At 52.5% G+C, this 10,911-nt stretch carries 8 protein-coding genes and 1 tRNA gene; 1 reads left to right on the top strand and 8 read right to left on the bottom strand.

Features of this window, described 5'->3' with window-relative positions:
• Nucleotides 1-150: 150 nt before the first annotated feature.
• The 4 genes from Q8W24_RS16540 to alaS form a co-directional block, all read right to left on the bottom strand.
• Nucleotides 151-241 (bottom strand) — tRNA-Ser (locus tag Q8W24_RS16540).
• 68 nt (nt 242-309) lie between these two features.
• Complete coding sequence (gene csrA, locus Q8W24_RS16535; RefSeq protein WP_303434927.1) at nt 310-504, bottom strand: carbon storage regulator CsrA; 195 nt, start codon at nt 502-504, stop codon at nt 310-312.
• A 195-nt stretch (nt 505-699) separates the two neighbouring features.
• The gene (locus Q8W24_RS16530; RefSeq protein WP_305475990.1) at nt 700-1,941 is read right to left on the bottom strand and encodes an aspartate kinase; all 1,242 of its coding nucleotides are present in this window, start codon (nt 1,939-1,941) and stop codon (nt 700-702) included.
• Nucleotides 1,942-2,237: 296 nt separating this feature from the next.
• Nucleotides 2,238-4,865: an alanine--tRNA ligase gene (alaS, locus tag Q8W24_RS16525; protein WP_303434898.1), complete on the bottom strand. Its 2,628-nt coding sequence runs from the start codon at nt 4,863-4,865 to the stop codon at nt 2,238-2,240.
• Between the two features lie 218 nt (nt 4,866-5,083).
• On the opposite strand from alaS, the gene Q8W24_RS16520 reads away from it, so the two are divergent.
• Complete coding sequence (locus tag Q8W24_RS16520; RefSeq protein ID WP_303434897.1) at nt 5,084-5,287, top strand: DUF2892 domain-containing protein; 204 nt, start codon at nt 5,084-5,086, stop codon at nt 5,285-5,287.
• A 3-nt stretch (nt 5,288-5,290) separates the two neighbouring features.
• On the opposite strand, the gene Q8W24_RS16515 is transcribed toward Q8W24_RS16520, so the two are convergent.
• The 4 genes from Q8W24_RS16515 to Q8W24_RS16500 form a co-directional block, all read right to left on the bottom strand.
• Nucleotides 5,291-5,866 carry a regulatory protein RecX gene (locus Q8W24_RS16515; protein ID WP_305415637.1) on the bottom strand — a complete coding sequence of 192 codons (576 nt, stop codon included), beginning with the start codon at nt 5,864-5,866 and terminating at the stop codon, nt 5,291-5,293.
• The gene (gene recA / locus Q8W24_RS16510; protein WP_303434894.1) at nt 5,844-6,884 is read right to left on the bottom strand and encodes a recombinase RecA; all 1,041 of its coding nucleotides are present in this window, start codon (nt 6,882-6,884) and stop codon (nt 5,844-5,846) included. Before recA ends, Q8W24_RS16515 begins: the two co-directional genes overlap by 23 nt.
• Before the next feature lie 142 nt (nt 6,885-7,026).
• On the bottom strand, nt 7,027-7,509 hold the full coding sequence (locus Q8W24_RS16505) for a CinA family protein (RefSeq protein WP_303434892.1): 483 nt from the start codon (nt 7,507-7,509) through the stop codon (nt 7,027-7,029).
• A 160-nt stretch (nt 7,510-7,669) separates the two neighbouring features.
• Entirely contained in the window at nt 7,670-10,807 is a 3,138-nt protein-coding gene (locus Q8W24_RS16500; RefSeq protein WP_305475987.1) for a transporter substrate-binding domain-containing protein, read from the bottom strand.
• Nucleotides 10,808-10,911 lie beyond the last annotated feature (104 nt).

The raw sequence follows: 10,911 nt of genomic DNA, 5'->3' as shown, positions 1-10,911 counted from the left end.
CGCTCGGGAGGATTCGAACCTCCGACCACCTGGTTCGTAGCCAGGTACTCTATCCAGCTGAGCTACGAGCGCACATCGTGGGGCGCGTATTATATTCAGGAAACGATAATAGTCAACTAATATAAAACACTACTGCCGAAGCAGAAAACGTGGCGGAGAGAGAGGGATTCGAACCCTCGATAGGGTATAAACCTATACACCCTTAGCAGGGGTGCGCCTTCAGCCACTCGGCCATCTCTCCAGATCACGGCGCGCATGATACCACGTTATTTAGAAATTCAAAGAAAAAAATGCAATTAAATCGATGGCTTAGTAATTACCAGCGGATTCATCACCATCTTTCTCACGCTGAATGCGCTGATAAATTTCTTCGCGGTGAACTGCGACTTCTTTCGGTGCATTCACACCAATACGTACCTGGTTTCCTTTTACTCCAAGGACGGTGACGGTCACTTCGTCACCTACCATTAACGTCTCGCCTACGCGACGGGTCAAAATAAGCATAGGTTACTCCTGCAAATCCTATTGATTGGTTCTAGGTAGTTCTAGGGTGCTGTGGCACAAGGCCCATTCTTTTCATCTATCAGTATTGACCATATATTCCGTTATGGTCAGAAAAAAACCGGGATGTTAAGAATGTTTGGTTATTAGGGCCCATCCATTACGGAAGGTTCCCCAAACAGACAGGAGCAGAGATGCTCAGGCTTCAACCTGAGTATCTTCTTCGGCATCCAGTCCAAACGCAGTGTGCAGCGAACGAACGGCCAACTCCAAATACTTTTCTGCAATCACCACGGAAATTTTGATTTCCGATGTGGTAATAGCAAGAATGTTGATATTTTCATCCGCTAGGGTCTTGAACATCTTACTGGCAACACCGGCATGGGATCGCATACCGACCCCAACCATAGAGACCTTGCAGATGCTGTCGGTACCGATCACCTGACGGGCATTCAGTTCATTGGCGGTTGCTTCCAGAATCGCCATTGCCTTGCTGTATTCATTACGATGAATCGTGAAGGTGAAGTCGGTTGTGCCATCATCCGATACGTTTTGCACAATCATATCGACTTCAATATTGGCATCACTGATGGGCACCAGGATACGGGAAGCGACACCTGGGATATCTGGTACACCTTTGACGGTTACCTTTGCTTCGTCACGATTGAACGCGATACCTGAAATAACGGGATTTTCCACGGAGTCATTCTCCTCCATTGTAATCAGAGTGCCGTTACCTTCCTTGAATGTGGAAAGCACGCGCAGCGGAACCTTGTATTTACCGGCAAACTCGACCGCTCGAATCTGCAGCACCTTGGAGCCCAGACTGGCCATTTCGAGCATCTCTTCGAACGTCACCTGCTCCATTCGACGGGCCGAAGGCACAACGCGAGGGTCCGTTGTGTAAACGCCATCCACATCGGTGTAAATCTGACATTCATCGGCACCCAGTGCCGCTGCCAGGGCAACCCCTGTGGTGTCGGAACCTCCACGTCCCAGGGTCGTGATGTTATGGTCGTCATCCACGCCCTGAAAACCGGCCACAATCACCACACCGCCATTGTCCAGCTGCGTGCGCATGGCCGTGGTATCAATGTCTTCAATCCGGGCTTTCATAAACGCGTTGTCGGTTTTGATACCCACCTGCCAGCCGGTGTAAGAGCGCGCATTAACGCCACGCTTTTCCAGAGCCATGGCCAACAGGGCGATGGTCACCTGCTCTCCGGTGGAAACCAGTACATCCATCTCACGGGGAGAAGGATTATCAGAAACAGATTTGGCCAGACCAATCAATCGGTTGGTTTCGCCACTCATGGCAGACACGGCTACCACCACCTGATGACCCGCGTCGCGGAAGGATTTTACCTTATCGGCAACCATTTCGATCCGTTCAACAGTACCGACCGACGTGCCTCCATATTTCTGTACGTATAACGCCATGATGTAACAACCGGGGTTGACTAGTCTGAAAAGGGCGCTAATTAAACAACAATTGTCATGAACAAGAAAGATACAGAGTGTATGTAAAACACGGAGAACAGCGGGACAGAGTTATTCCTTCAAATACCCATGAAAAGTAAAAGGACATAACCTCTGTTGTGGCAGTTGTTGCCTGGCATCTGTCAGTAATAATGGGCGTCCATGCCTGTTTTGACCAGTATGGATATCAATGATTGTCGATATCCATACTCATGTCTCTTGTCGGTTTGCCCGATTGGCCGGGCATATCCGGTCAATCAGACGACGGATGCTGCCCAGCGCTCAAACGCGGCCAGGGCATCATCAATACCGGCGGGTTTTTGACCACCCGCCTGAGCCATTTCGGGCTTACCGCCACCACGACCATCGACGTATTCTGCACAGGCCTTGACCGCATCACCGGCTTTGGCCGACTTGATCAGATCTTTGGTAACACCTGCCAACAACGTCACTTTGCCGTCATTTTCGGCGGCCAGCATGATCAAGGCGCTGCCCAGCTTGTTTTTCAATTGATCCATGATATTACGCAAGGCGTTGACATCAGCACCTTCCAGACGGGCTGCCAGCACCTTGACGCCGTTGATTTCCCTGGCATTGTCAGCCAGATCGGAACCGGCGCTGCTGGCCAGTTTGGACTTCAAGGCTTCCAGCTCTTTTTCCAGTGTTTTGGTGCGGTTCAGCAGTTGCTCTACTTTGTCACCTACGGTTTCCGTGGTGCCTTTCAGAGACGTCGCGATGCCCTTGAGCACCTGTTCCTGCTGTCCAACAAAATCCAGTGCGGCTTGCCCTGCCACCGCTTCGATACGGCGAATCCCTGCAGCAATACCACTTTCGGAGCTGATTTTCAGTAGGCCGATATCACCGGTACGGGCGGCGTGAATACCACCACACAGTTCGACCGAAAAGTCGTCGGTTCCCATCGACAGCACCCGGACTTCATCGTCGTACTTCTCACCAAACAATGCCATGGCACCGGTTTCACGGGCAGCATCGATATCCATCAGTCGGGTTGTCACTGGCGTATTGGCACGAATCTGGCGATTCACCAGGGTTTCAATCTGCTGCAGTTCGTCCGGCTTGATCGCTTCCAGATGAGAAAAGTCGAAGCGTAACTTGTCATACGTTACCAGCGAGCCTTTCTGTGCCACATGGGCACCCAACACTGTGCGCAAGGCAGCGTGTAACAGGTGAGTAGCCGAGTGATGCAAGGAGGTCGCCAAACGCTTTTCAGCATCAACCGTGGCGGTCAGTGTATCTCCGGCCTTAACCTGGCCTTCGACCAGCACCCCTTGATGCAAGTGGTTCTTGCCTTCTTTGGTGGTGTCCTTAACCTGGAACACAACCCCGGCTGCAGTCAGAAAGCCGGTATCCCCTGCCTGACCACCGCTTTCGGCGTAAAAAGCGGTTTCGTCCAGCACCAGCGTGGCTTCGTCACCGGCTTGTAGCTCAGCCACGGCTTCGCCATTTTTGAACAGTGCTTTCACCGTACCGGTATTCTCCAGTGCGTCATAACCGCAGAACCGGGTATCGCCGTCAATCGTCAGTCCGGTGCCATGCTGGGCACCAAAGTTACCGGCAGCACGGGCTTTTTGACGCTGCTTGTCCATTTCGACATCAAAACCGGCTTCATCTACCTTGAGATTACGCTCACGTGCTACGTCGGCGGTCAAATCCAGCGGGAAACCGTAAGTGTCATACAGGCGGAAAGCGGTTTCACCGGGAATGGTGTCGCCTTCCAGTGTTTCAATCGCAGCATTCAGAATCGCAATGCCCTTGTCGAGGGTCTTGGCGAACTGCTCTTCTTCCAGACGCAGTACCTTTTGCACATGAGACGACAGTTCAGCCAAATCAGGATAGGCCTCACCCATCTGTTCAACCAATGCCGGGACCAGAGTGTGGAAAAAGCCAATCGGAGCGCCCAGCATATGACCATGACGAACGGCACGGCGAATAATACGACGCAAAACGTAACCACGGCCTTCGTTGGACGGCAGAACCCCATCGATCACCAGAAAGCTGGTAGAACGAATATGGTCGGCAATCACCCTCAGCGACTTGTTCTCGGTATCCTGACAGCCGGTGGCTTTCGCCGCAGCCGCCAGCAACGCCTGGAACAAGTCGATTTCGTAATTGCTGTGGACACCTTGCTTGATGGCTGCAATACGCTCCAGCCCCATGCCGGTGTCTACCGATGGTTTTGGCAATGGCAGCATTTCACCGTCGGGCTGACGGTCAAACTGCATAAAAACGATATTCCAGATTTCGATAAAGCGATCGCCGTCTTCTTCCGGTGATCCTGGAGGCCCACCCCAAATATGCTCGCCGTGGTCATAAAAAACTTCAGAGCAAGGGCCACAAGGCCCGGTGTCACCCATTTGCCAGAAGTTGTCTGACGCAAAACGACTGCCTTTGTTGTCACCGATGCGGACAATTTTATCTGCCGGGACACCCATTTTTTTATTCCAGATGTCAAAGGCTTCGTCATCATCGGCATATACCGTGACCATCAGCTTCTCGACCGGCAGGCCCAGCCAGTCTTTTGAGGTCAGTAGCTCCCAGGCAAAGCGGATGGCGTCTTCTTTGAAATAATCACCAAAGCTGAAGTTACCCAGCATTTCAAAGAAAGTGTGATGACGGGCGGTGTAACCGACATTCTCTAGGTCGTTGTGCTTGCCACCAGCGCGAACACAACGCTGTGACGAGACCGCTCGGCTGTAGCTGCGCTGGTCTTGTCCGAGAAAGACATCCTTGAACTGCACCATGCCAGCGTTGGTAAACAGCAGCGTTGGATCATTGGCAGGAATCAAAGGACTGGATGGCACCACCTCGTGCCCTTTGGAGGCAAAGAAATCGAGGAATGCCTGGCGAATATCTGCGCTTTTCATACGAGGGCGTAATTCCGAAGGTTGGTTGCATCAAAGCGGCAGTATAGCGGTTTGCTCCGCTTTGTCCGAGTCCTGCCCTCTTGCAAAGCAGAAATTCACAAGAAATCGCTTGACCTGACCTCAAAACAAAATAACCATACAGTTATATTTGAATGTTCTGATATCGCAGATACATTCACATACTCCCCCTGAAATTTACTTGACTCGAGGTTATAGCCATGAATGTCGACCGTATGGTACTTGCGCTTGCCGGATGCTTTATTTTAGTGAGTGTGGCCCTGTCCCAGTTTCACCATGTGTACTGGCTCTGGTTTACTGCCTTTGTTGGCGCCAATCTGTTTCAAGCCGCGTTTACCGGCTTTTGTCCGTTGGCCATTATCCTGAAAAAGGTGGGCATCAAGGCAGGCTGTGCGTTTTCCTGAGTACTACCAGTCCCAGCGCTCGTCCTGCTCATCGTGAGCTTCACAACAGGCATCCAGTGCGTACTGAATCTGGTCTGGGTTAAACCCGCGATAGCCTAGAAAACGGTAAAGACGGGCTTTTTCTTTCTGATCAGCAAGGCGGATTTTGGCCAGTTCGCCACGCACCCCCAATTTTTTGGCGGCTCCGGCTCTGGCCAATTCAAACCAGTCAGCATCGCTGTCTGCCAATGTCATGCGGACAATATCGTCAGCAACCCGTCGCTGCCGCAACTCTTGCTGGATACGTAATGGCCCCTGCCCCCGCTGAAAACGGGTACGCAAAAAAGATCGAGCAAAACGCTCATCACTTTGCCAGCCCCGTTGAGCAAAATCATCCAGAATATCGGTCAATAATGGCTCGAAAGAAAGACGGATAGCGTCGTCGATTTGTCCATAAAAACGGCGTGTCAGCTTACTGTGTAATTCATCACGGCTGTGTTCGCGGCGGGACAGCAGGTCGATACCAGCCTGGCGTAGCTGCGGGCGCAGTTCCACCAGACTGGCGATAGTGCATGGCTCAGTCTTCTTTGGCTTCGACATTGTCTTTGTCGGCAGGCTGCTCCAGGTTGGGGACAACAATCAGCTGGGCACGGATACCGGCTTCGATTTCAGCGGCAATTTCCGGATGTTCTTCCAGATATGCGGCGGCATTGGCCTTGCCCTGACCGATCTTGTTGTTCTGGTAGCTGTACCAGGCACCGGCTTTCTGTACCAGTTCACACTTCACACCCAGATCAATAATCTCGCCCATATGGTAGATACCCGCGCCATACATGATCTGGAATTCTGCTTGTCTGAAGGGAGGAGCGACCTTGTTCTTGACCACTTTGACACGGGTCTCGTTACCAATGGCTTCATCACCCTGCTTGACCGAACCCGTACGGCGGATATCCAGACGAACGGAGGAATAAAACTTCAAGGCATTACCACCGGTAGTGGTTTCCGGGCTGCCAAACATAACGCCGATTTTCATCCGAATCTGGTTGATAAAAATCACCAGACAGTTGGCGTTTTTGACGTTACCGGTAATTTTACGCAGCGCTTGAGACATCAACCGGGCTTGCAGGCCAACGTGGCTGTCGCCCATTTCCCCTTCGATTTCGGCTTTTGGAGTCAGCGCTGCCACAGAGTCAATCACAATGACATCGACCGCGCCAGAACGTACCAGGCTGTCGCAGATTTCCAGCGCCTGCTCACCGGTATCCGGTTGGGAAACCAGCAGACTGTCGAGGTCGATACCGAGTTTTTCGGCATACAGAGGATCCAGCGCATGTTCCGCATCGATAATGGCAACCGTCTTGCCCTGTTTCTGCGCCTGCGCCATGGTTGATAAACACAGGGTGGTTTTACCTGAACTTTCCGGCCCGTAAATTTCAACAATACGCCCCATTGGCAAACCGCCGATGCCGAGCGCGATATCCAGCCCTAGGGAACCGGTAGAAACCGCGGGAATGGCTTCACGGGGCTGCTCGCCCATCTTCATGATGGCACCCTTGCCAAACTGACGTTCAATCTGACCCAGAGCAGCGTCAAGGGCTTTTTGTTTGTTCGCGTCCATTGAATATCCTCTAATCACCAGGGCGTCAAATTCACTGGCTGGCCCGGAAAGTTTTTACTGTAAATTTGACCAGTAGTTAAACACAAATTCCTATCAGCGCCAACCCGGCAAAGTGTTTTTTACTGGATGGATTCACAGTTTTTTATGCCTGCTCCAGCCAGCGGGTCAACCCCAGGATGGCATGGGCAATGGCTTGCTGGCGTACCGCAGCACGGTCACCATCAAAATGGCAACATTCGGCACCAATACGGCGATGATTCCCCCAGGCAAACCAGACGGTACCGACTGGTTTGCCGGGTACGGCTCCACCCGGCCCGGCGATACCACTGACCGACACCGCCACATCAGCACGGCTGTTACTCACCGCACCAGCCACCATTTCTCTGACCGTCGCTTCACTGACCGCACCATCCACCACCAGCGTCTCTTTCGATACATCCAGCAGTTGCATCTTGGCCTCGTTTGAATAGGTCACAAACCCGCAATCGAACCAGGCTGATGAGCCAGGCAGGTCGGTACAGGCAGCAGCGATACCGCCACCAGTGCAGGATTCCGCCGTCGCCAGACGCCAGTGGCGCAGCAGTAGTTGATTGGCAAGGTCTTCCGTCAGGCTGTTCAGATTCATAGTCTCCTCCAGATACCTCCAGTGTACCGCGTTGCAGAACGACTGGTTAGAGGGGGCGGTTCCAGGGAGCATCAACCGTTGATAATCTTGACCCACAGACCATGAACAAGTGTTTTATGATGGTTGTTTCATAGCTCCGGACATTCACCAGTGCTCTGGCTCAGTCCGTTGCTTCAGAGACGTAACAGGTCTCGTCGTCACCTGCAATTACAGCGACCACGACGCAATTACGCCCTCGGCTTTTGGCCTGGTAAAGAGCCTTGTCGGCTTTCAGCAGCAGTTGGCGGGCACTCTGCCCGGGCTGGAGGCTTTCAACCAGGCCAATACTGGTAGTGACGTGATCAGCATCTTCGAACTGTTCCGCGGCAATGGCTGTGCGTATTTTTTCTGCCAACCGATAGGCAAGCGCTGCGCTGGTATCTGGCAGAATAATCATGAATTCTTCCCCACCCCAACGGCCAATCTGGTCGCTGGTGCGCGTATTATCTTCCAGCAGACGGGCCATGCGCTTCAGTACTTCATCCCCCAGCAAATGGCCATACTGGTCGTTGATCTGCTTGAAGTGGTCGATATCCAATATGATGACAGAGAAAGACGATCCTTCCCGCTGCTGATCTTCCAGCACCTTGTCCAGCTGACGCTCAATCGACAGACGATTCGCCAGACCAGTCAGGTTATCGGTTGTGGACAGTATCGACAGCTCGCTGTTTTTACGATTCAGCTCGGAGTTGGTGTCTTGCAGTTGCTGTTCCGCCTGATGCCGCAATTCCATCTCGGTTTTCAAACGCTGGTTCAGACGCGCCAGCTTCCAGTTCCAAAGCACAATGGCCAGCATAATCACTGACACTAGCGCTGCCAGCTTCCACACCAAGTGGTAATTCACCTGTTGCTCAAATGTCACGGCGACCCAGCGCTGAAACACTTTGGAACGCTCTTCTTCAGTGATGTAGTCGGTGGCTTTATTAAACATCGAAAGCAGCTCGGGCGTATCGTTACGCACAGCAATTGCCAGCTTCCAGTCTTCATCCAGACGGCCACCAATCTTGAGATCAATAAAACGGTCCTTGCGGATGGCATGACCGATCGGGGCGATCGCTCCAATCATGCCGAATATCCGGCCTTCTTCAACCTGGCGCAGACCGGTGCTGATATCGGGCAGCTCAATCACCTCCAGGCTCGGATAATCCTGCTGCAGCTTGGTCAGCAACCCATATCCTTGAGGCACTCCGATGGTTTGCTGGTCGAGTGATTTCAGGCCATCCACAAACAACGATCGTTCCTGAATGGCAATCACCAGTGGCAAACGCAAATATGGTTTGGTGAAGTTCAGCTGACGTACGGCGTCCGGAGTTTCAAATGCCGCCGACATGATGTCGCAACGGCGGCTTTTGGCGTACTCCAGCGACTGCGCGGTACTGTCGGTCTGAACCAGGGTCAGGCCAATCCCGATACGGTCGGCCATCAGGCCCAGATAATCCGCCACCATGCCTTCGTGCTTACCGCCCGTGCCGATTTTTTCCAGCGGCATCCAGTCGGGGTTGGCGCAATAAGTAATGTTGGGCTGTTTTTCCAGGTAGGCTTTTTCGCTGGCGGTCAGCGCCATACCGCTGCCGGGTCTGGCAATATAGTTTTCATTGCCCATCCAGCGCTGGGAAATAGTTGCTTGCTCATCACGGGACAAGGAGTCCACGGCACGGTCCATAATTCCCTGCAGAATCGGCCAGTCCGAACGGACGCCAATCCGTAAATTGGCCAGATCCGGTTGGCCAATATCGACTTCACCGGAAATGGTGAGGTCATTCAACATATTGCCGGCAATCAGGTGGTTAAAGACCGCCGCTTCGCCGACTGCCGCATCAGCCTTGCCAATGGAAACGGCTTTCAGCCCGTCAATGGCATTTTTCACCAGATGCAGTTTGATCTCCGGGTATTCCTTGCCGAGCACTTCTTCATAAAAAAAGCCTCGCGGGACAGCAACGGTTTTACCTTTCAGGCTGTCGATGTTTTCGTATTTGTTACTTTTTTTACTGGCAATAATGTTTGGATTAACAGCATACGGACGGGTAAAACGGATGTACTGCCGCCGCTCCGGGGTATTCACAATATTGAGCATCATATCCAGCTGGCGATTGCTGATCATATGAAGAAAATCCCCCCAACCCGGGCCACTGATGTACTCAATACGAAAGCCGGTCTTTTGAGCAATCAGATCCATCACATCAATCGAAAACCCCTTGGGCTTGCCTTGTTCATTGAAGTTGAACGGCGGCCAGTCCATTTCATTATGAACTCGTAATACCGGGTGAGCGGCCAGGAAGTCTTTTTCTTCCTTGTCCAGTTGCAACACCTGGGTTCTCTGCAAGCCACTGCTGAGCCAGCGACGTCCCAGGTTGCTCAGTTCCTGCTCGGTCACGGATTCCAGTGCTTTTTGCAAAATATCCCGCAATATCCCCCAGTCAGGCCGAACGCCCATCCGCAGGTTGTTTTCAAAACGCGGGTCGTCGAGACCACCAATGACCTTGGTATTGTTGATCAGATGCTTGCGCATCAGGTAGTTCTGAATCGCTATACCGCCGATGGTCGCGTCAGCGTGGCCAAAGGATACTGCTTTGAGGGTTTCCAGTTGGTCGGTCAGCAGCAACAGTTGAATGCCCGGGAAATAACGTTCGATAAGCTCCTGATAATAGAACCCTTTGGGAATCGCCAAAACCCGACCGTTCAGATCCCTCAGGTCACGGACGTCATGATTGTCATCACGCACCACAATGCCTGGAGGATTGGTAACGTATGGCTCGGTAAACAGAATAAACTGGCTGCGATCTTCGGTCTGGACAATATTGAGCATCACATCCAGTTCTTGAGTGCCCAGCATCGTCATAAACTCGCTCCAGCTTGGGCCGGTGATGTACTCCACCTGGATACCCAGCTTTTCGGCCAGCAAATCCATAAACTCGATCGAATAGCCTTTGGGACGACCGTATTCGTGGTAATTGAACGGCCCCCAGTTGGCCTCGTTATGCACTCGGATAGTCTGATGGTTCAGCAACCAGGTACGTTCTTCTGCCGTAAGATCAAGGTTGGCCGCAGGCTCTGGTAACGTTTTGGATGCAGCACTGGTTATTGCCGCCGCAGCCGGACTCAGCAATAGCAGGAACACGACAGCCAGCCCGGCGGCTGACAAGAGGATAAAACGGGCAGATAGCCATCGAGCGGAGTAGTACGGGATAAAACGAGTAATGGTCACAACTTGCCCTTGATACCAACGGATGCCTCCAGATGCCCCCAGGTGCGGAGTCATTCTGGCCGATCTAACGAACTATAGGGGCATCTATTTAATCCTGCACGGCTCTGCGCGAGTGTTGCCGTTGTTCAGGGCAAGGCGACGAATGCAGCGAAATGACG

Source organism: Oceanobacter sp. 4_MG-2023 (assembly GCF_030689165.1).
Taxonomy (GTDB): domain Bacteria; phylum Pseudomonadota; class Gammaproteobacteria; order Pseudomonadales; family Oceanobacteraceae; genus Oceanobacter.
Note: the sequence above shows the minus strand (reverse complement) of the source record. Positions and strands in the feature narration are given on the sequence as shown.